Below are 20148 nucleotides of genomic sequence, written 5' to 3'. Positions count from 1 at the left end.
GGCGGCCGGCAGCAGTGCGAGGTGTCATCACTCCGTATGACATATGTCAGACGACGCCGTCGGCGCCCGTGCGCTCAGGTCGCCCTGAAGGGCTCAAGGCACCCGACGGGCTCAAGCGCACGACGGACGCAAGCACACGAGGGGCTCAGGGCACACGAGGGGCTCAGGGCACACGAGGGGCTCAGGGGGCACGAAGGGCTCAGGAGGCACGGCGCGTTCAAGGCACACGAAAAGACCCCGGTCCAGTGGACCGGGGTCTGATTCCCGAGCGGACGACGAGGCTCGAACTCGCGACCTCAACCTTGGCAAGGTTGCGCTCTACCAACTGAGCTACGTCCGCATTGCCTCCGACCGGCTCTCACCGATCGGCGCGAGCACCAGCCTACCTGATCCAGAAGACTGGTCAGACCGGCGGTGCAGAGCGGGTGACAGGAATTGCACACTGCGCCTTCCCCCTGGAAGGGGGATGTTCTACTACTGAACTACACCCGCATGTACTCCGTGAGCTGGGCTTTTCGGCCTCGCCCCTCGGCGTGCTCCAGACTCTAGCCGACCGGGAGGGGTGCAGCGCAAGTCGGGTCGTCCGAGGGGCGGGTGACCGGCCGTCGGCCCGGGCCCGCGGGGAGGGCGCGAGGAGCGCCGTTCACCGGGTGCCGCTCAGCGTGCCTCGCTCACTGGGCGTCGGTGAACGCCTCGTAGACCTTCTTGGGGATACGGCCGCGGGCCGGCACCTCCATCTTGTTGGCCTGGGCCCAGGCCCGGACGGCCGCGGGGTCGGGGGCGACCTCCGTCTGCTTGTAGGCCTTGCCCGACTTCGACCGCTTGCGGCCGGCCTCGACGTAGGGCGCGAGCGCCTTACGCAGTTTCTCGGCATTGCCTTCATTCAGGTCGATCTCGTACGACTTGCCGTCGAGCCCGAAGGCGATCGTTTCCGCCGCTTCCGAGCCGTCGATGTCGTCAAAGAGAGTGACCACGACCTTCTGCGCCACGAATATCGGTCCCTTCGTCCGGCGCCACAAACGGTTCAGTCGTGGCGTCGCGCCGAGTCTCGGCTATTTCTAATTCATTTGTACAGTGCGCGGCAATGCATTGTGAAGCCCGACTAAATCTGTCCGCGTGTCCGCGCGCAATAGGTATCCGAGGATGGTCGGGGATCTTTCCCGTAACTTTTCGTGAACATCCCCCGCCGATGCGGGATCGTGATGGCCGTCACGTAGCTTCCTCCAACTCTACTCGCGTAGAAATTTTGTGCGGGTAGTCTGAAGCCACCTGTTGGAGACACCTGCAGGAACCAGCTCAGCACCACACCACCGGGAGTGCCAGTGGCGCGCGTCGTAGTCGACGTCATGCTCAAGCCGGAGATCCTCGACCCCCAGGGCCAGGCGGTGCAGCGCGCACTGCCGCGGCTCGGTTTCGAAGGCATCTCCGACGTACGTCAGGGAAAGCGATTCGAACTGGAAGTTGACGGCCCCGTCGACGAGGCCGCCCTCGCCCGCATCCACGATCTTGCGGAATCCTTCCTCGCCAACACCGTGATCGAGGACTTCACCGTCAAGGTCGAGTCGGAAGAAGCCGTCGCGGGGGCCGCGAAGTGACCGCTCGTATTGGCGTCGTCACTTTCCCGGGCAGCCTCGATGACCGGGACACCCAGCGCGCGATCCGCCTCGCGGGGGCCGAACCCGTCGCTCTCTGGCACAAGGACAAGCACCTCCACCAGGTCGACGCCGTGGTGTTGTGCGGTGGTTTCTCCTACGGCGACTATCTGCGCGCCGGAGCGATCGCGCGCTTCTCGCCGGTGATGGAGCCCCTGATCGAGCAGGCGAAGGCCGGTCTCCCGGTCCTCGGCATCTGCAACGGCTTCCAGATCCTCACCGAGGCCCACCTCCTCCCGGGCGCGATGCTCGGCAACGACCACCTCCACTTCATCTGCCGCGACCAGAAGCTGCGGGTGGAGAACGCGGACACCGCCTGGACGACCGACTACTCGGCCGGCCAGGAGATCCACATCCCGCTGAAGAACATGGACGGCCGGTACGTCGCCGACGAGCGCACGCTCGACGAGCTGGAGGCGGAGGGCCGGGTCGCCTTCCGCTACGTGGACGTCAACCCCAACGGCAGCCTCCGCGACATCGCCGGCATCACCAACGCGGCCGGCAACGTCGTGGGTCTCATGCCGCACCCGGAGCACGCCGTCGAGCCGCTCATCGGCTCCGGCCGCACCGACGGTCTCCCGTTCTTCACCTCGATCCTCAAGAAGCTGGTCAACGCATGAGCCGGACGCCTCTGGACACGGTCGAGCACGCGGCCGAGACCCCCGACGTCGAGCTGCCCTGGGCCGAACTCGGCCTGAAGAAGGACGAGTACGAGCGGGTCGTGGAGATCCTCGGCCGCCGCCCGACCGGCGCCGAGCTCGCCATGTACTCCGTCATGTGGTCCGAGCACTGCTCGTACAAGTCCTCCAAGGTGCACCTGCGCCAGTTCGGCGAGAAGGCCCCCCAGTCCGACGCGCTGCTCGTCGGCATCGGCGAGAACGCCGGCGTCGTCGACGTCGGCCAGGGCTACGCGGTCACCTTCAAGGTCGAGTCGCACAACCACCCGTCCTACGTCGAGCCGTACCAGGGCGCGGCCACCGGCGTCGGCGGCATCGTGCGCGACATCATCGCGATGGGCGCCCGCCCGGTCGCGGTCGTGGACCCCCTGCGCTTCGGCGCGGCGGACCACCCCGACACCAAGCGCGTCCTGCCCGGCGTCGTCGCCGGCATCGGCGGCTACGGCAACTGCCTGGGCCTGCCGAACATCGGCGGCGAGGTCGTCTTCGACGCCTGCTACCAGGGCAACCCGCTGGTCAACGCCGGTGCCATCGGTGTGATGCGGCACGAGGACATCCACCTCGCGAAGGCGTCCGGCGCGGGCAACAAGGTCATCCTCTACGGGGCCCGGACCGGTGGCGACGGCATCGGCGGCGCGTCGATCCTGGCCTCCGAGACCTTCGACGACGCCAAGCCCTCCAAGCGTCCCGCCGTGCAGGTCGGCGACCCCTTCCAGGAGAAGCTCCTCATCGAGTGCACCCTGGAGGCCTTCAAGGAGAAGCTGGTCGTCGGCATCCAGGACCTCGGCGCGGCCGGTCTGTCCTGTGCCACCTCCGAGCTGGCCTCCAACGGCTCCGGCGGCATGCGCGTGACGCTGGACGACGTGCCGCTGCGCGACTCCACGCTCTCGCCCGAGGAAATCCTCATGAGCGAGTCGCAGGAACGCATGTGCGCGGTCGTCGAGCCGGGCAAGGTCGACCGGTTCCTGGAGATCTGCGACAAGTGGGATGTCATCGCCACCGTCATCGGCGAGGTGACCGACGGCGACCGGCTGGAGATCTTCTGGCACGGCGGCAAGATCGTGGACGTCGACCCGCGCACGGTCGCCCACGACGGCCCGGTCTACGAGCGCCCCTACGCGCGCCCGGACTGGCAGGACGCCCTCCAGGCGGACGACGCGAACAAGCTGCCCCGGCCGCAGTCGGGCCAGGAGCTCAAGGACCAGGTCCTGCGGCTGGTGTCGTCCCCGAACCAGGCCTCCAAGAAGTGGATCACGTCCCAGTACGACCACTTCGTGCAGGGCAACACGGTGCTGGCCCAGCCCGAGGACTCCGGGATGATCCGCATCGACGAGGAGACCGGCCTCGGCGTCGCCATCGCGACCGACGGCAACGGCCGCTACGCCAAGCTCGACCCGTACGCGGGCGCGCAGCTGGCCCTGTCCGAGGCGTACCGCAACGTGGCCACGACCGGCGCCAAGCCGCTCGCCGTCTCGGACTGCCTGAACTTCGGCTCGCCCGAGGACCCGGCGGTGATGTGGCAGTTCGCGGAGGCCATCCGCGGCCTCGCCGACGCCTGCCAGCAGCTGGGCACCCCGGTGACCGGCGGCAACGTCTCGCTCTACAACCAGACCGGCGAGGCGGCCATCCACCCGACCCCGGTGGTCGCGGTGCTGGGCGTCATCGACGACGTGGCCCGGCGCACGCCCGTCGCCTTCCAGGAGGAGGGCCAGCTGATCTACCTCCTCGGCGACACCCGTGAGGAGTTCGGCGGCTCGGCCTGGTCCCAGGTCGTCCACGACCACCTCGGTGGCCTGCCCCCGAAGGTCGACCTGGAGCGGGAGCGGCTGCTCGCCGAGATCCTGATCTCCGCCTCCCGCGACGGCATGATCGACTCGGCGCACGACCTGTCCGACGGCGGTCTGATCCAGGCGGTCGTCGAGTCGGCGCTGCTCGGCGGCAAGGGCGCGCGGCTGATCGTGCCCGACGGCCTCGACGCCTTCACCCTCCTCTTCTCCGAGTCGGCAGGCCGTGCGGTCGTCGCGGTGCCGCGCTCCGAGGAGCTCCGTTTCAACGACATGTGCGGGGCGCGCGGTCTGCCCGTCACCCGCATCGGCGTCGTCGACGGTGACACGGTCGAGCTGCAGGGCGAGTTCGAGCTGTCCCTGGAGGAGCTGCGCAGGGCCCACGAGGACACCATCCCGGCGCTGCTCGCGTAAGCGCCTGGACGCCTGCATCCGCGGTGGCGAAGGGCCCGCCCGTTCCCACGGGCGGGCCCTTCGCCGTGGCCGCCCCCTTGCGAGCCGGTCCGCACTGCGAGCGTCGGAGGCGGCATGCCGGGAGGGCGGAACGCCGGAGGACCGGGAGGGTGGGGAGGGCCGGAGGGCCTGGAGGCGGGGCGCGCCGGAGGGCCTGGAGCGCGGGACGCCGGGAGACCGGAGGACGGGAGCACCGGGGAGGACCGCAAGGACCGGGAGGGTGGGAGCGTACGGGAGCGGGTGGGCTTCGGGGACGGCGGTCACACCGCCACCGGTTCCCGTGCCGGCTCGGGCGCGCCCGTGGACGGACGCGACGTGGGCAGCAGGACCGCCAGCAGCACGCACACCGCCATCAGGCCGGCCCCGCACAGGAACACGGTGTCCATGGCGGAGACGTACGACTCCAGTGCCGCCGTCCGTGCCGCGCCCGGCAGGGAGGCGAGCGGGCCGGGGCCGTCGTAGAGCCTGGTGATGAGGGTGCCGAAGAGAGCCGCGCCCAGGGCTGTTCCCAGGGTCTGGAAGAAGCGGACGCCCGTGGTGGCCACGCCGAGCTGATGGCGTGGGGCGGCGTCCTGCACCAGTTGGATGAGCTGGCCGAGGAGGAGGCCGAAGCCTGTGCCGATGAGCAGCAGGTAGCCGCGGAGCAGCCACAGCGAGGTGCCCGAGCCGAGGGTGGCCAGGAGCAGGAAGGCGACCGCGGCGACGGCCGAGCCCGCTATGGCGAAGGTCCGTTCGGCCCAGCCGCGCGCGGCGAGCTTGGCGGAGACGATGCCCACGACCGTCATGCCCGCCGCCATGGGCAGCAGGTACAGGCCCGCGGAGGAGCTCGCGATCCCGCGGGCCACCTGCAGATAGACCATCACGTAGTACATCGAGCCGACCATGGCCGCGCCCATCAGACCCTGTATCGCGAAGCCCCAGCGCAGTTCGGGGACGCGGAACAGGGACAGCGGGAGGATCGGCTCGGCGGCCGTGGCCTGCCGCCGCAGGAACAGGCTGAGGGTGGCTGCCGAGGCGAGCGCGAGTGTGGCGATCTGCGGTGAGGTCCACGCGTACTGCTTGCCGCCCCACTCGGTGACCAGCAGGAGAGCGGTGGAGAAGGCGGCGGCCAGGCCCGCGCCGAGGAAGTCGATGCGGTGGCGTCGGCCGTGCCGGGGGAGCTTCAGGACGAGTGCGCCCACGACCAGCACGGCGGCCCCGAGCGGCAGGTTGATGTAGAAGATCCAGCGCCAGCTCGCGTGGTCGGCGAGCAGACCGCCGATCCACGGACCCACCGCCATGCCGCCGCCGGCCACGACCCCGCCCACGCCCGTGCCCTTGGCGTCCTTCTCGCCGACCCCTCTGAGCTGGGCAATCACGACCATCGTGACGCTCATCAGGCCGCCGGCACCGATCCCCTGCACGGCTCGGGCGGCGATCAGCTGGCCGATCGACTGGGCCGCCCCGCACAGCGCCGAGCCGACGAGGAAGGAGCCCACGGCCGCCAGGAACACCCTCTTGGCGCCGAGGACGTCGCACAGCTTGCCGTACAGCGGGAGCACGGCGGCCGACGCCAGTGAGAAGGCGCTGACCAGCCAGGGGATGCGGTCCATGCCGTGCGCGGGATCGAGGTCGCGCACGATCGGGACGGTGGCCGCGGACACGATCTGCATGTCGAGCACGGCCAGCACGATCGTGACGAGGCAGACGAGGAAGCCGATCTTGCGTTGGGTGTCGGTCATGGCACCACCATGCCCGGCATTCATGGACTGGGTCAATCTTTTATCCGGTATTATTTTTCATCCTGGATCAAGAATGGGCTTGGTACAGTGGGGGCATGGCTGCCGAGGCGACGATGGGGCTGCGCGAGCGCAAGAAGCTGCAGACCGCGATGCGGATCTACCGGACCGCGGTGGAGCTGTTCCTGGAGCGGAGCTTCGACGACGTCTCCGTCCAGGAGATCGCGGACGCCGCCGAGGTCTCCAAGATGACGGTGTTCAACTACTTCGGCACCAAGGAGGACCTGGTCTTCCGGCCCATGGAGGAACACTTCTCCGACGCGGCCCGTGCGGTGCGGGAGCGGCGGCGGGGCGAGTCCGCCGCGGAAGCCGTCCGACGGCAGTTCCTGGAGATGGTGGAAGGGCGCGACCCTGCGATCGGCCTGCACGGCGAGCCCCTCGCCCGTGAGATCCGCGCGGTCATCCTGGCGACACCGGTGCTGCGGGAGCGCGCCTACGTCCTGTCCGAGAAGGGCGCCCGCGAGCTGGCCGGCCTGCTGGCCGAGGAGACGGGCGACGAGACCCTCGCCGTGATCGCCGCCGCCACGCTCACCGCCGCCCGCAACGCCCTGGTCGAGGAGCACCACCGCCGCATCGCGGCCGGCGAGAGCGTGGACGACGTCGCCGCCGACGCCGCCGAACGGGCCCGCAAGGCCTTCGCCCTGGTGGAGGCAGGCCTGGGCGACTACGCCCGCAGAACCTGACCGCGCCCCCGCCGTCTAGGCTCACCGCCATGCCTCCGGCCAAGAAGCGCACCCGCGCCTACGACCCCGTCAAGATCCGCGCCGCCGTCCTCGCGCAGTTCGGGAACGTACGGCGGGCCGTGGGCACGCTCACCCCCGGGCAACTCGCCCTGCCCACGCGGCTGGCGGGCTGGACCGTGCGGGATCTGGCCGCGCACATGACGGCGGCGGTGGAGAGCGTGAGCCGCAACCTCGACCGGGACGAACCCCCGAAGGCGGACCTCGCCCTCCTGGACTGGCCGTTCGCCACCGGGGCGCGGGCCGCCGACATCTCCGACGGCGCCCTGGCCCTGGCCGCGGCCCACCCCGACCTGGACGCCCTCTCCGCCCGTACCGAGGAGCGCCTGGCCGCCGCCCTCGCCGGAGCCTCCGGCGACCGGATCCTCGCCACCCGCACCGGCGCCATGACCCTCGCCGACCACCTGGTCACCCGGACCGTCGAACTCGTCGTCCACACCGACGACCTCAACGACGCCGTCGCCGGCCTGGACGTCCCCTACGACCGGCAGGCCCTCGCCGCCGCCACCCGGCTGCTGGCCGACGCCCTCGCCGTCAGGGCCCCCGGCGGCGCGACCGAGGTGCGGATCCCGCCGTTCGCCGTCGTCCAGTGCGTCCAGGGCCCCCGGCACACCCGGGGCACCCCGCCCAACGTCGTCGAGACCGATCCGCTGACCTGGATCCGGCTGGCCACCGGCCGCGTGACCTGGCGGGAAGCCGTCGAGGCGGCGAAGGTCGGCGCGAGCGGAGAGCGGGCGGACCTCGCCGCCCTCCTGCCGCTCATGTCCTGATCGTCGTCGAGGGCGACAGCGTCCCGTGCGGCGACGCCAGAGCGGCCAGACGGCCTGCTCGGGCCGGTCCATGGCGTTCGAGCGCACACGGGCCGCCGCCCTCGCCGACGGCGCTCCGACCACCGAGGTCAAGGGCGGCACGCTGACCCTCGGCACGGCCGACGGCGACCAGGTCCGGTCGACCAGGAAGTGAGACCGGCCCCGCCGCCGGGCCGTTCGGTGTGCGACACCTCACTCGCACCCACGCGACGCCTGCCCGTGAGACGGCGGCGGCGGCGCGCACGGGCCGTCGGGGGATCACTGGAATCCCGGTCTGACCTGCGTAAATGAGGTGATCATGATGGTGGCCGCCGACAGGTGATCCAGTTACCCGCGGGTATCCCCAATTCGGACCAGTGGTCGACCTCGCCTACACTCGGAGGCGTGCCACGTGGTGACGGTCGACTCAGTCATGATCTGCTCCCCGGCGAGAAAGGCCCCCAGGACGCTTGCGGCGTCTTCGGTGTCTGGGCTCCCGGTGAAGAGGTCGCCAAGCTCACTTACTTCGGGCTCTACGCCCTCCAGCATCGAGGCCAGGAATCCGCGGGGATCGCCGTCAGCAACGGCTCCCAGATCCTCGTCTTCAAGGACATGGGCCTCGTGTCCCAGGTCTTCGACGAGACCTCGCTCGGTTCGCTCCAGGGTCATATCGCGGTCGGACACGCCCGCTACTCGACCACCGGCGCCTCCGTGTGGGAGAACGCGCAGCCGACGTTCCGCGCCACTGCGCACGGTTCGATCGCGCTCGGCCACAACGGCAACCTGGTCAACACGGCCCAGCTCGCCGAGATGGTCGCCGACCTGCCCAAGCAGGAGGGCCGCTCCCCGCGCGTCGCGGCGACCAACGACACCGACCTGCTCACCGCGCTGCTCGCGGCCCAGGTCGACGAGGACGGCAAGCCGCTGACCATCGAGGAGGCCGCCCACCAGATCCTCCCGCAGGTCAAGGGCGCCTTCTCGCTGGTCTTCATGGACGAGCACACCCTGTACGCCGGCCGCGACCCGCAGGGCATCCGCCCGCTGGTCCTCGGCCGCCTGGAGCGCGGCTGGGTCGTCGCCTCCGAGTCCGCCGCCCTGGACATCTGCGGCGCCGCCTACGTCCGTGAGATCGAGCCCGGCGAGTTCATCGCCATCGACGAGAACGGACTGCGGACCTCCCGGTTCGCGGAAGCGAAGCCCAAGGGCTGTGTCTTCGAGTACGTGTACCTGGCCCGCCCTGACACCGACATCGCCGGGCGGAACGTGTACCTGTCCCGCGTGGAGATGGGCCGCAAACTCGCCGAGGAAGCGCCGGTCGAGGCCGACCTGGTGATAGCGACCCCGGAGTCCGGCACCCCGGCCGCCATCGGCTACGCGGAGGCCTCGGGCATCCCCTTCGGCGCGGGCCTGGTGAAGAACGCCTACGTCGGCCGGACCTTCATCCAGCCCTCGCAGACCATCCGCCAGCTGGGCATCCGCCTGAAGCTGAACCCGCTGAAGGAAGTCATCAAGGGCAAGCGCCTGGTCGTCGTCGACGACTCGATCGTGCGCGGCAACACCCAGCGCGCCCTGGTCCGCATGCTCCGCGAGGCGGGCGCGGCCGAGGTCCACATCCGGATCTCCTCGCCGCCCGTGAAGTGGCCCTGCTTCTTCGGCATCGACTTCGCCACGCGCGCGGAGCTCATCGCCAACGGCATGACCATCGACGAGATCGGCACCTCCCTGGGCGCCGACTCCCTCGCCTACATCTCCATCGACGGCATGATCGGGGCGACCACCATCGCCAAGCCGAACCTCTGCCGCGCCTGCTTCGACGGCGAGTACCCGATGGAGCTCCCCGACCCCGAGCTGCTCGGCAAGCAGCTCCTGGAGACGGAACTGGCCGCCGGGCCCGCCGCCACGGCCGCCGCCGACGCGATCCGTCGCCCGTAGAGGGCCCGCCACACCTGCCGTACGACACGAAGGTTCTCACTAGCCATGTCTGAGACAACTGGTGCCAGCTACGCAGCCGCGGGCGTCGACATCGAAGCGGGCGACCGCGCCGTCGAGCTGATGAAGGAGTGGGTGAAGAAGACGCAGCGCCCCGAGGTCCTCGGCGGCCTCGGCGGCTTCGCCGGTCTCTTCGACGCCTCCGCCCTCAAGCGTTACGAGCGCCCGCTCCTCGCCTCCGCCACGGACGGCGTGGGCACGAAGGTCGACATCGCGCGCCGGCTCGGCGTGTACGACACGATCGGCCACGACCTGGTCGCCATGGTCATGGACGACATCGTGGTGTGCGGCGCCGAACCGCTGTTCATGACCGACTACATCTGCGTCGGCAAGGTCCACCCCGAGCGGGTCGCCGCCATCGTCAAGGGCATCGCCGAAGGCTGTGTGCTGGCCGGCTGCGCCCTGATCGGCGGCGAGACGGCCGAACACCCGGGGCTGCTGGGCGAGGACGACTTCGACGTCGCCGGCGCCGGCACGGGCGTCGTGGAGGCCGACCGGCTGCTCGGCCCGGACCGCATCCGCACGGGTGACGCGGTGATCGCCATGGCGGCCTCCGGACTTCACTCGAACGGATACTCGCTGGTCCGGCACGTCCTGCTGAACCAGGCCGGTCTCTCCCTGGACGCGCGCGTCGACGACCTCGGCCGCACGCTGGGCGAGGAGCTCCTGGAGCCCACCAAGATCTACTCGCTGGACTGTCTGGCGCTCACCCGCACGGCTGACGTCCACGCCTTCTCGCACATCACCGGCGGCGGCCTCGCGGCCAACCTGGCCCGCGTGATCCCGGACGGGCTGCACGCGCGCGTGGAGCGTTCCACCTGGACCCCGGGGCCGATCTTCGACCTGGTCGGCAGGACCGGATCCGTCGAGCGCCTGGAACTGGAGAAGACGCTCAACATGGGCGTGGGCATGATGGCGATCGTGCCCGCCGAGTCGACGGACGTCGCCCTGACCACCCTCGCCGACCGAGGCGTCGAAGCCTGGGTCGCCGGCGAGATCACCGACCGCGGCGAGCACGCCACAGGAGCCGAACTGGTCGGCGACTACGCGAGCTGACCGTACCGGGCGGACCGGTCCGGCGAGCCGCCGGGCCGGCCGGACCGAGCAGGCAGCACAAGACCCGGTCGGTGACCGAAGTCACCGACCGGGTGAGTGCTCAGTACAAGGTCAAGCGCCGCGACGGTGTTGCGAGGAGTCCTCGCCGTCATCCTCGTCATCGTCCCCGTACAACTCGGCGTACCGAGCGTACGGGTCGTCGTCTTGCTCATCGTCATCATCCTCGAACGGTTGCCCGTTCGGCGGAATGTTCGATGGCGATGCGCCCAGCTCTTCGGCCAGGCGTGAGAGATCAGTCCCGCCGCTGTTGTACTTCAGCTGGCGGGCGACCTTCGCTTGCTTGGCCTTGGCCCGGCCGCGCCCCATGGCTCGACCCCCTCAACGACGGGGCTCGACGGCCCCAGGTTGACACGCGTTCATGATCCAGGACGGCCTCTCCGTGGAGAGCCCGTCGTAGGGCTCCCACGGTACCTGAGCCCACGCCCGTACGGTACGTCGCCCGTACCACGCGCGTGTGCGCAGCCCCTTGAGAACGCCCCGTCCTCGCTGGTCAGTGGCGATTTTAACCACTTATCGACGGGCGACCCGCCCGGAGGAGTGAGAGTTCTCTCCAACTTTCCACCGGCCGGTACCGCCGAAACCCGGGGACGGGGCGTCACACAGTCCCGTCCGGACGTCAGCTGGCGCGCGTCCGGGCCGCCTCGTGCATACGCTGCTCGGCGATCCGGTCGGCCGCCGCGGCCGGCGGAATCCCGTCCGTCTTCGCACGTGCGAAGATCGCGAGCGTTGTGTCGAAGATCTTCGCGGCCTTCGCCCTGCACCGCTCGAAGTCGAAGCCGTGCAGTTCGTCGGCCACCTGGATGACTCCGCCGGCGTTCACCACGTAGTCCGGTGCGTAGAGGATGCCGCGGTCGGCGAGGTCCTTCTCCACGCCCGGGTGGGCGAGCTGGTTGTTGGCCGCACCGCAGACGATCTTCGCGGTCAGCACCGGCACGGAGTCGTCGTCCAGCGCCCCGCCGAGCGCGCAGGGGGCGTAGACGTCGAGCCCGTCGAGCTCGATCAGCCGCTGGGTGTCGGCGACGACGTCCACCGAGGGGTGCTTGTCGGCGATCCGCCGCACGGCCTCCTGGCGGACGTCCGTGATCACGACCCGGGCGCCTTCCGCCAGCAGGTGCTCCACCAGGTGGTGGCCGACCTTGCCCACACCCGCGACGCCGACCGTGCGGTCGCGCAGCGACGGGTCGCCCCACAGGTGCTGCGCGGAGGCCCGCATGCCCTGGTAGACGCCGAACGCGGTCAGCACGGAGGAGTCGCCCGCACCGCCGTTCTCCGGCGAGCGCCCGGTCGTCCAGCGGCATGCGCGCGCCACGACGTCCATGTCGGCCACATAGGTGCCGACGTCGCACGCGGTCACGTAGCGCCCGCCCAGCGAGGCCACGAAGCGGCCGTACGCGAGCAGCAGCTCCTCGGTCTTGATCACATCGGGATCGCCGATGATCACGGCCTTGCCGCCGCCGTGGTCCAGACCGGCCATGGCGTTCTTGTACGACATCCCGCGCGCGAGGTTCAGCGCGTCGGCGACGGCCTCCGCCTCGGTCGCGTACGGGTAGAAGCGGGTACCGCCGAGGGCGGGGCCCAGCGCGGTGGAGTGCAGGGCGATGACGGCCTTGAGGCCGGTCGCGCGGTCCTGGCAGAGCACGACTTGCTCATGGCCGCCCTGATCCGAGTGGAACAGGGTGTGCAGAACATCAGCAGGTGCGCCGGATACGTCGGTCACGGTGGTGACTCCAGGGTAACTAGCGGCGGTCGGGGCGCAGGCGCCGTAGGGGTGGCGGAGCCTGTGGGACGAGCGTAGAGCCTGCACGCCCCGCTGATCCCGCAGTGTCGGGGATCACCCCCTCCTGGAGTAGCGCCGTGGGACGATCGCAGGGTTTCCCGGTCGGCCGAAGGGGGAGGGAGCAGGCGTGCCCAAGGTGTCCTCGGTGATCGTTCCCTACGCGGTCTATCTGCGCGTGTACGAGCCGCTGGCCGCCTTCCCGGAGCCCGAGCGCTCCCACTGGGCGCGCTACGCCCGCCGCCCCGAGCTGCCCTCCTACCAGGAGGAGCTGCGCCGCTCGCTGGCCGACCTGCTGCCCACCCCGCCGATCGCGGTGCCCGTGCAGGAGAGCGGCGACGCGTTCGTGACCGAGGTGGACGGCGTGCTCTGCGTGTGCCCCTGGCGCACCCGGCTGCGCGGCTGGCTCGCCCTGGCCGAGTTGGAAGAGGAGCTGCCCGGGCCGGTCCTGGACGCCGCGCTCCCCGAGGTCGTACGGCTGCAGGCGGCCAAGGACCACGAGCGGTGGCTGGAGCGCAACCCGGACGCCCGCCCGTGGATCCGCACCGCGGTCTGGCAGGTTCCGCTCAACTGGTTCGTGCTGGTCTCCGACGACGAGCGGGAGTACCAGAAGGAGACGGCGGAGGTGGCCCCCGTGCTGCGCTACCGCACGCCGATGGTGCAGGCGCGCCGCCGGGTGGCCCGGTCGCTGCGCACGCTGAAGGACGCCGTCGAGGAGGGACCGCTCATCGACGGGCTGGTGGACGTCGGCCGCTGGCTGGAGGAGTTCCACCCGCGTTCGCTGGTGGAACTGGACTACGGCGGCCTGGTGCATGTGCTGCCGGCCGGTGATCTGGAGGACGACCACTCGGCGAAGGACGTGGCCGACAGCGTGGAGGCGCTGCGGGTGGGCGACGGCGAGGCGGCGGGCGAGGCGTACGGGCGGCTCGTGGAACGGTGGCGTTCGGTCCGGGACCGGCGCTCGGCGAACTGAGGCGCACGCTTCGCGGTGGTGTGCCGACCCTCGTGGTGACGGCCGAGGCGGTGAGCTGACGATGTGACAGATGCGACAGCGCATTCCGAAGTGACGTGCGTCACGGCCGGGAGGCGCTCGAACAGCGTACGGTCAGCGGCACTTCACGGAACTCACGGGACGTAGGTCCCGATCCGGGCTTATGTCCCAAGGGTGACGGACCGCACGTACGCGGCCCTTGCGCCGCTTGCCCCTCCTCGTGCCAAAATAGGACAAGGAGTCCGGGGAGGGCTCCGTCCGCCTACTTATGCTCCATGGTGGGGGGAATCTCGGCATTGCACTGCTTTGGGGGTTCTGGTGACTCCTGAGCGCCCCTGTGACTGATCGTCACAGGGGCGTGACTGTCCGCTATGGCATGGTCCATCGGCTTCCGTCGCCGATGAACACCTGGGGGGCAATTCCATCGGTTTGGCCGACGCGGCTGGACGGATGGTGTAGTTGTAGTGCCGAGGACAAGCCGTTCGTCCTATAACCGACTCGACTCGCGTCCGCCATTTCGGGCAACGCGGGTCAAGGTGCAGAATTTAGAGGAAAGAACCGAGAAGGTTCGGTTCTCCCGAGGAGGCCGCTCATGACCGCTCGCACCCCTGATGCTGAGCCGCTGCTGACCCCGGCTGAGGTTGCCACGATGTTCCGCGTCGACCCTAAGACGGTCACGCGGTGGGCGAAGGCCGGCAAGCTCACGTCGATCCGCACGCTCGGCGGACACCGCCGTTATCGCGAGGCTGAGGTCCGCGCACTGCTCGCGGGCATCCCGCAGCAGCGCAGCGAGGCCTGAACAAGTGAATAACCGGGCAACACGTCAGGTCCCCCCATCTGTGCGGACGCCCGAAACCTAGCTCCAAGCGACGTGGGTCCTGCCCCAACAGGCCCCTCGCCCCCTGGGAACGTCGTCGATCGCGCTGGACTCCGCCGGGTCCAGCGCGATCTTTTTTGTGCGCTTGAGGGCGTCTCGTGAGCGGTATCAGGTGGCTCTGTGAGCGCCCTTGTCGGAGTCTGGGGAGGGTCTGGGAGGGTTCTGGGAGGCATCCTCCGCAGTGGTGCAATTGCACATATAAAATTGACTAGTTGTAGGAGCGGGGTAAGAACCTGCTTTTTCAAAACTCATGCAGTGACACCCGTCACATGACAGAGGCCTTGTTGCCGTCGGTTCGGGTGGACTAGTGGAAGCTTCCGTTCCCCTCCGCTCGCTCCCGCTTCCGGCGCCCCGCGCGGCCAGGGGCGTCACCGGCGTCGCCACCGCCGCGAGCGGTCCGGCGGCGGCGGTCGGGCCGCGTCCGCCAGGCCGCCTCCGTCAGGCCGCTTCTGTCAGGCCGCTTCTGTCAGGCCGCTTCTGTCAGGCCGCTTCTGTCAGGCCGTCAGGCCGCCGGCACGGCTCTCGCCCTCCGTGGCCCCCACGGCCTCGCCAGGGGCCTGGACGCCCCGTGTGCCGCCGTCCATCGCCAGCCGCTGCAAGCGGTGGCAGATCGGGCAGTGGCGGGTCAGGTGCCGATAGGACGACGCGGCCGACAGATGCGCGCGGAGCAGGGCCCGCGTCTCGTGCCTGACCGATGCCGTCATGCCCCACCTCCACCGGGGCGCCGCGCGCAACGGGCCCTGGGTTCTGGGGTACCGGCCCGAGGGGGCGCCGTCAAGAGCGCCGCAGGAAAGCCGCGCGGAACGCCGCGGGGACGCCGAGGAGGCGTCGCGGGCGCGCTGAGGGGCTCGGATCCGATGACCAGGGCCCTTCGGGCATGCATCCCCGGCACGCAGAAGGCCCGCGTCCCTTGCGGGATGCGGGCCTTCCTTCTTCACTGCGGTCCTGACGGGATTTGAACCCGCGGCCTCCACCTTGACAGGGTGGCGAGCACTCCAAACTGCTCCACAGGACCAGGTTTTCGCGGCACTTGATGTTGCGTTGTGCTGCGAGAAGGACTGTACAGGAGGGTGAGCCCGCTGGTCGAACTCACCCTGTGTACATCCTCCGTCACGGAGCGGCGGCGTCGATCGCCTTCACGATCCGCTTGTCGGAGACCGGGTACGCCGTGCCCAGCGCGTGGGCGAAATAGCTGACCCGGAGCTCCTCGATCATCCAGCGGATGTCCAGGACCTGCTGGGGCACCGGCCGGCCCTGGGGCAGTTGCTCCAGCAGCCACGCGTACTCGTCCTGCATCTCGTGGACCTTCTCCATGCGGCTGGTGTCGCGCTGCACACCGGTCGGCATCTGCTGCAGGCGCCGGTCCACGGCCACCAGATAGCGCATCAGGTCGGGCAGCCGGCGCAGTCCCGCCCAGGTCACGAAGCCGGGCTTCACGAGGGCGTCCAGCTGCCCCCGCACGTCCGCCAGGTTCGCCAGCAGCACCGGGCTGCGCACGCCCTTCAGACGGCGCTCGCAGGCCTGCCAGGCGGCCAGCACCTGCTGCACCTGAGCGACCGTCCGCACCGTCGTGTCGACGATCTCCGCCCGCACCTTCTCGTAGAGCTTGCGGTACGACTCCTCGTCCCACGCCGGGCCGCCGAAGTCGGCGATCAGCCGGTCCGCCGCCGCCATCGCGCAGTCGTCGAACAACGCCTGGATCGAACCGTGCGGATTGGCGGACAGCGCGAGCTTCTGGGCGTTCGTCAGCTTCTCGGATGCGAACTTCGCCGGATTGACCGGGATGGTGCGCACGATCAGCCGGCGGGTGCCCTTCCACATCGCCTCCGCCTGCTCCGCCTCCGTGTCGAAGAGGCGCACCGAGACCGTGTCGCCGTCGTCGACCAGCGCCGGGTAGGCCTTCACCGGCTGTCCCGCCCGGCGGGTCTCGAAGACGCGGGTGAGCGTGCCGATCGTCCAGTCCGTCAGGCCCGAACGCTCCAGGGACTCGCCGCCCTGCCGTTCGGCGGTGGCCGCGGCCGCCTGGGAGATGGCCTGCCTCGCCTTCGGTCTCAGCCGGAGCTTCAGAGCCTCCAGGTCCTTGTCCTCGGCCAGCTTGCGACGCCGCTCGTCGACGATCCGGAAGGTGATCTTCAGATGGTCGGGGAGCCGCGACCAGTCGAAGTCGTCCGCCTCGAAGGGAACGCCCACCATCCGCTTCAGCTCACGGGCCATGGCCGTGGTGAGCGGCTCCGCCAGGGGCGCCGCCCGGTCCAGGAAACGCTTGGCGAAGTTCGGGGCCGGCACGTAGTTGCGGCGGATCGGCTTCGGCAGGGAACGGATCAGCTCCGTGACGACCTCCTCCCGAAGCCCCGGGATCTGCCAGTCGAAGCCCTCGTCCGTGACCTGGTTGAGCACCTGGAGGGGGATGTGGACGGTCACGCCGTCCGCGTCCGCGCCCGGCTCGAACTGGTACGTCACGCGGAACTTCAGCGGGCCCTGCTGCCAGGAGTCCGGATAGTCGGCCTTGGTGACCGCCTCCGCCGACTCCCGGATGAGCATCTCGCGCTCGAAGTCGAGGAAGTCGGGCTGCTCGTGGCGCTTGTGCTTCCACCAGGAGTCGAAGTGCGCGCCCGACACCACGTGGTCGGGCACCCGCTGGTCGTAGAAGTCGAACAGCGTCTCGTCGTCGACCACGATGTCCCGGCGCCGGGCGCGGTGCTCCAGCTCCTCGACCTCGCTGAGCAGCCGGCGGTTGTCGGAGAAGAACTTGTGGTGCGTGCGCCAGTCGCCCTCGACCAGGGCGTTGCGGATGAACAGGTCCCGGCAGGTCTCCGGGTCGATCCGCCCGTAGTTGACCTTCCGCTGGGCGACGATCGGCACGCCGTACAGCGTCACCTTCTCGTCCGCCATCACGGCCGCCTGGTCCTTCTCCCAGCGCGGCTCGCTGTACGTCCGCTTCAGCAGGTGCCCGGCGAGCGGCTCGACCCACTCCGGCTCGATCCTGGCGTTGACGCGGGCCCACAGCCGGCTCGTCTCCACCAGCTCGGCGGACATCACGAACCGCGGCTGCTTCTTGAACAGCGACGAGCCCGGGAAGATCGCGAACTTGGCGCTGCGCGCGCCCAGGTACTCGTTCTTGCTGCCGTCCTTCACGTCCTTCATGCCGACGTGGGAGAGGAGCCCGGCCAGGAGGGAGACATGGACGCTCTGCTCGGGCGCGTCCTCCTCGTTCAGATGGATGCCCATCTGCTTGGCGACCGTGCGCAGCTGCGTGTAGATGTCCTGCCACTCCCGGATACGCAGGAAGTTCAGGTACTCCTGCTTGCACATCCGCCGGAAGGAGGAGGAGCCGCGCTCCTTCTGCTGCTCGCGGACGTACCGCCACAGGTTGAGATAGGCGAGGAAGTCGCTGGTCTCGTCCTTGAAGCGGGCGTGCTGCTGGTCGGCCTGCGTCTGCTTGTCTGCCGGGCGCTCACGCGGGTCCTGGATGGACAGCGCGGCGGCTATGACCATGACCTCGCGGACGCAGCCGTTCTTGTCGGCCTCCAGGACCATGCGGGCCAGGCGGGGGTCGACGGGCAGCTGGGCCAGCTTGCGGCCGGTCTCGGTGAGCCGCTTGCGCGGGTCCTTCTCGCCGGGGTCCAGCGCGTTCAGCTCCTGCAGCAGCTGGACGCCGTCGCGGATGTTGCGGTGGTCCGGCGGGTCGATGAACGGGAACTTCTCGATGTCGCCGAGGCCGGCCGCGGTCATCTGGAGGATGACGCTCGCCAGGTTGGTGCGCAGGATCTCCGCGTCCGTGAACTCCGGGCGGGCCAGGAAGTCGTCCTCGTCGTACAGCCGGATGCAGATGCCGTCGCTGGTACGGCCGCAGCGGCCCTTGCGCTGGTTGGCGCTGGCCTGCGAGATCGGCTCGATGGGCAGTCGCTGGACCTTGGTGCGGTGGCTGTAGCGGCTGATCCGGGCGAAGCCGGGGTCGATGACGTACTTGATGCCGGGGACGGTCAGGGACGTCTCGGCGACGTTCGTCGCCAGAACGATCCTGCGGCCCGTGTGCTGCTGGAAGACGCGGTGCTGTTCGGCGTGCGAGAGCCGGGCGTAGAGGGGCAGTACCTCCGTGAACCTGAACTTCCTCTTCTCCAGCGCGTCGGCCGTGTCGCGGATCTCGCGCTCGCCGGAGAGGAAGACGAGGATGTCGCCCTTCCCCTCGGCCTGGAGCTCCTCGACGGCGTCGCAGATGGCGGTGATCTGGTCGCGGTCGGCGTCCTCGGAGTCCTCTTCGAGGAGCGGCCGGTACCGGACCTCCACCGGGTACGTCCGCCCGCTGACCTCCACGATCGGCGCGTCGCCGAAGTGCCGGGAGAAGCGCTCCGGGTCGATGGTCGCGGAGGTGATGACGACCTTGAGGTCCGGGCGGCGCGGGAGCAGCTGGGCGAGGTAGCCCAGCAGGAAGTCGATGTTGAGGGACCGCTCGTGGGCCTCGTCGATGATGATCGTGTCGTAGGCGCGCAGCTCGCGGTCGGTCTGGATCTCCGCGAGGAGGATGCCGTCGGTCATCAGCTTCACGAAGGTGGCGTCCGGGTTCACCTGGTCGGTGAAGCGCACCTTCCAGCCGACGGCCTCGCCCAGCGGCGACCGCAGCTCCTCCGCCACGCGCTCGGCGACGGTGCGGGCGGCGATACGGCGGGGCTGGGTGTGGCCGATCATGCCCCGGACGCCGCGCCCCAGCTCCATACAGATCTTGGGGATCTGGGTGGTCTTGCCGGAACCGGTCTCACCGGCCACGATGACGACCTGGTGATCGCGGATGGCGGCCGCGATCTCGTCCTTCTTCTGGCTGACCGGCAGCTGCTCGGGATACGAGACGGCGGGCACACGGCCGCGCCGGACGGCCATCCGTTCCTCGGCCTTGGCGACCTCCGCCTCGATCTCGGCGAGGACGGCGTCGCGGGCCTCCGGCTTGCGGATCTTGCGCGCGCCTTCGAGCCGGCGCCCGAGCCGGTGCGCGTCGCGCAGGGACAGCTCGGCCAGGCGGGGGGCGAGGGCGCCGAGGGCGGGGGCGGGGTGCGTAGACATACGGAACCAGGATCGCACCTCGGCGAAATACGTGGCGAACCCTTTTGCGCCGGGGCGGAGAGCGCCGGGCACACGACGTCGGGCATACGACTCCGGGCATACGACTCCGGGCATGCAACTGCGGGCATGCAACTCCGGACATACAACAAGGCCCCGATCCGAGGATCGGGGCCTTTGTTGTGGCTGGGGCCGGGGTCGAACCGGCGACCTACCGCTTTTCAGGCGGTCGCTCGTACCAACTGAGCTACCCAGCCGAGGAGTCCTCGAGGAACTCCAGCGGTCCTGACGGGATTTGAACCCGCGGCCTCCACCTTGACAGGGTGGCGAGCACTCCAAACTGCTCCACAGGACCAAGCTGTGTGTACGACAGTGTCGCACACGGTGTTGCGTGCCCCCAACGGGATTCGAACCCGTGCTACCGCCTTGAAAGGGCGGCGTCCTAGGCCGCTAGACGATGAGGGCTATCGGCCCGCC

Annotated in this window: 16 protein-coding genes and 6 tRNA genes; 10 read left to right on the top strand and 12 right to left on the bottom strand. The window is 69.7% G+C overall.

Annotation, left to right across the window (positions count from 1 at the left end):
* Window positions 1-267 precede the first annotated feature (267 nt).
* The 3 genes from Sri02f_RS31680 to Sri02f_RS31670 form a co-directional block, all read right to left on the bottom strand.
* Window positions 268-340, bottom strand: a tRNA-Gly gene (locus tag Sri02f_RS31680).
* An 80-nt stretch (window positions 341-420) separates the two neighbouring features.
* Window positions 421-492 (bottom strand) — tRNA-Gly (locus tag Sri02f_RS31675).
* Between the two features lie 179 nt (window positions 493-671).
* Window positions 672-989 (bottom strand): histone-like nucleoid-structuring protein Lsr2, encoded by a 318-nt coding sequence (locus Sri02f_RS31670; protein WP_109004766.1) that lies wholly within the window; start codon window positions 987-989, stop codon window positions 672-674.
* A gap of 333 nt (window positions 990-1322) precedes the next feature.
* Here Sri02f_RS31670 and purS point away from each other — a divergent pair, with 333 nt between their 5' ends.
* From purS to purL, 3 genes are read left to right on the top strand one after another with little or no spacing between them, the layout of a single operon-like run.
* Window positions 1323-1595: a phosphoribosylformylglycinamidine synthase subunit PurS gene (gene purS, locus Sri02f_RS31665; RefSeq protein ID WP_020131278.1), complete on the top strand. Its 273-nt coding sequence runs from the start codon at window positions 1323-1325 to the stop codon at window positions 1593-1595.
* On the top strand, window positions 1592-2272 hold the full coding sequence (purQ, locus tag Sri02f_RS31660) for a phosphoribosylformylglycinamidine synthase subunit PurQ (RefSeq protein ID WP_109004765.1): 681 nt from the start codon (window positions 1592-1594) through the stop codon (window positions 2270-2272). The genes purS and purQ overlap by 4 nt, the downstream gene beginning before the upstream one ends.
* The gene (gene purL, locus Sri02f_RS31655) at window positions 2269-4527 is read left to right on the top strand and encodes a phosphoribosylformylglycinamidine synthase subunit PurL (RefSeq protein ID WP_109004764.1); all 2259 of its coding nucleotides are present in this window, start codon (window positions 2269-2271) and stop codon (window positions 4525-4527) included. The genes purQ and purL overlap by 4 nt, the downstream gene beginning before the upstream one ends.
* Window positions 4528-4826: 299 nt before the next feature.
* Here purL and Sri02f_RS31650 read toward each other — a convergent pair whose 3' ends face one another.
* The gene (locus Sri02f_RS31650) at window positions 4827-6287 is read right to left on the bottom strand and encodes an MFS transporter (RefSeq protein ID WP_109004763.1); all 1461 of its coding nucleotides are present in this window, start codon (window positions 6285-6287) and stop codon (window positions 4827-4829) included.
* Between the two features lie 95 nt (window positions 6288-6382).
* Between Sri02f_RS31650 and Sri02f_RS31645 the strand changes: the two genes are divergently transcribed.
* The 5 genes from Sri02f_RS31645 (at window position 6383) to purM (ending at window position 10917) form a co-directional block, all read left to right on the top strand.
* Window positions 6383-7027: a TetR/AcrR family transcriptional regulator gene (locus Sri02f_RS31645; RefSeq protein WP_109004762.1), complete on the top strand. Its 645-nt coding sequence runs from the start codon at window positions 6383-6385 to the stop codon at window positions 7025-7027.
* Window positions 7028-7056: 29 nt separating this feature from the next.
* The gene (locus tag Sri02f_RS31640) at window positions 7057-7854 is read left to right on the top strand and encodes a maleylpyruvate isomerase family mycothiol-dependent enzyme (protein ID WP_109004761.1); all 798 of its coding nucleotides are present in this window, start codon (window positions 7057-7059) and stop codon (window positions 7852-7854) included.
* Window positions 7855-7879: 25 nt separating this feature from the next.
* Window positions 7880-8047, top strand: coding sequence for an META domain-containing protein (locus Sri02f_RS31635; RefSeq protein ID WP_159106806.1), 168 nt, complete (start codon window positions 7880-7882; stop codon window positions 8045-8047).
* Between the two features lie 230 nt (window positions 8048-8277).
* Complete coding sequence (gene purF, locus Sri02f_RS31630; protein WP_109004759.1) at window positions 8278-9804, top strand: amidophosphoribosyltransferase; 1527 nt, start codon at window positions 8278-8280, stop codon at window positions 9802-9804.
* A 45-nt stretch (window positions 9805-9849) separates the two neighbouring features.
* The gene (gene purM / locus Sri02f_RS31625; protein WP_109004758.1) at window positions 9850-10917 is read left to right on the top strand and encodes a phosphoribosylformylglycinamidine cyclo-ligase; all 1068 of its coding nucleotides are present in this window, start codon (window positions 9850-9852) and stop codon (window positions 10915-10917) included.
* A gap of 111 nt (window positions 10918-11028) precedes the next feature.
* Here purM and Sri02f_RS31620 read toward each other — a convergent pair whose 3' ends face one another.
* A complete protein-coding gene (locus tag Sri02f_RS31620; RefSeq protein ID WP_057576334.1) occupies window positions 11029-11283 on the bottom strand; it encodes a DUF3073 domain-containing protein in 255 nt (84 codons plus the stop codon).
* Window positions 11284-11593: 310 nt separating this feature from the next.
* The gene (locus tag Sri02f_RS31615) at window positions 11594-12694 is read right to left on the bottom strand and encodes a Leu/Phe/Val dehydrogenase (RefSeq protein ID WP_109004757.1); all 1101 of its coding nucleotides are present in this window, start codon (window positions 12692-12694) and stop codon (window positions 11594-11596) included.
* A 187-nt stretch (window positions 12695-12881) separates the two neighbouring features.
* On the opposite strand from Sri02f_RS31615, the gene Sri02f_RS31610 reads away from it, so the two are divergent.
* The gene (locus tag Sri02f_RS31610) at window positions 12882-13724 is read left to right on the top strand and encodes a DUF8083 family protein (RefSeq protein ID WP_109004756.1); all 843 of its coding nucleotides are present in this window, start codon (window positions 12882-12884) and stop codon (window positions 13722-13724) included.
* Between the two features lie 610 nt (window positions 13725-14334).
* On the top strand, window positions 14335-14541 hold the full coding sequence (gene bldC / locus Sri02f_RS31605) for a developmental transcriptional regulator BldC (protein ID WP_003949541.1): 207 nt from the start codon (window positions 14335-14337) through the stop codon (window positions 14539-14541).
* A 572-nt stretch (window positions 14542-15113) separates the two neighbouring features.
* Here the strand turns inward: bldC and Sri02f_RS31600 are convergent.
* The 6 genes from Sri02f_RS31600 to Sri02f_RS31575 all read right to left on the bottom strand — a co-directional run bounded on the left by Sri02f_RS31600 (window position 15114) and on the right by Sri02f_RS31575 (window position 20136).
* Complete coding sequence (locus tag Sri02f_RS31600) at window positions 15114-15323, bottom strand: DUF6274 family protein (RefSeq protein WP_109004755.1); 210 nt, start codon at window positions 15321-15323, stop codon at window positions 15114-15116.
* Between the two features lie 236 nt (window positions 15324-15559).
* Window positions 15560-15634 (bottom strand) — tRNA-Asp (locus Sri02f_RS31595).
* A 95-nt stretch (window positions 15635-15729) separates the two neighbouring features.
* The gene (gene hrpA / locus Sri02f_RS31590) at window positions 15730-19674 is read right to left on the bottom strand and encodes an ATP-dependent RNA helicase HrpA (RefSeq protein ID WP_109004754.1); all 3945 of its coding nucleotides are present in this window, start codon (window positions 19672-19674) and stop codon (window positions 15730-15732) included.
* Between the two features lie 180 nt (window positions 19675-19854).
* A tRNA-Phe gene (locus tag Sri02f_RS31585) sits at window positions 19855-19928 on the bottom strand.
* Between the two features lie 23 nt (window positions 19929-19951).
* Window positions 19952-20026, bottom strand: a tRNA-Asp gene (locus tag Sri02f_RS31580).
* Between the two features lie 37 nt (window positions 20027-20063).
* Window positions 20064-20136: transfer RNA gene (locus Sri02f_RS31575), tRNA-Glu, on the bottom strand.
* Window positions 20137-20148: the final 12 nt, after the last annotated feature.

The organism is Streptomyces rishiriensis, assembly GCF_003112535.1.
GTDB lineage: Bacteria > Actinomycetota > Actinomycetes > Streptomycetales > Streptomycetaceae > Streptomyces > Streptomyces rishiriensis.
The sequence above is the reverse complement of the archived record's forward strand: the minus strand, read 5'-3'. Positions and strand labels throughout refer to the sequence as shown.

Excerpts from the sequence above, each read along its gene's own strand:
- purL (WP_109004764.1), top strand. The coding sequence starts at position 2,269 with ATGAGCCGGACGCCTCTGGACACGGTCGAGCACGCGGCCGAGACCCCC.
- Sri02f_RS31650 (WP_109004763.1), bottom strand. The coding sequence starts at position 6,287 with ATGACCGACACCCAACGCAAGATCGGCTTCCTCGTCTGCCTCGTCACG.
- Sri02f_RS31645 (WP_109004762.1), top strand. The coding sequence starts at position 6,383 with ATGGCTGCCGAGGCGACGATGGGGCTGCGCGAGCGCAAGAAGCTGCAG.
- Sri02f_RS31640 (WP_109004761.1), top strand. The coding sequence starts at position 7,057 with ATGCCTCCGGCCAAGAAGCGCACCCGCGCCTACGACCCCGTCAAGATC.
- purM (WP_109004758.1), top strand. The coding sequence starts at position 9,850 with ATGTCTGAGACAACTGGTGCCAGCTACGCAGCCGCGGGCGTCGACATC.
- Sri02f_RS31620 (WP_057576334.1), bottom strand. The coding sequence starts at position 11,283 with ATGGGGCGCGGCCGGGCCAAGGCCAAGCAAGCGAAGGTCGCCCGCCAG.
- bldC (WP_003949541.1), top strand. The coding sequence starts at position 14,335 with ATGACCGCTCGCACCCCTGATGCTGAGCCGCTGCTGACCCCGGCTGAG.
- Sri02f_RS31600 (WP_109004755.1), bottom strand. The coding sequence starts at position 15,323 with ATGACGGCATCGGTCAGGCACGAGACGCGGGCCCTGCTCCGCGCGCAT.
- hrpA (WP_109004754.1), bottom strand. The coding sequence starts at position 19,674 with ATGTCTACGCACCCCGCCCCCGCCCTCGGCGCCCTCGCCCCCCGCCTG.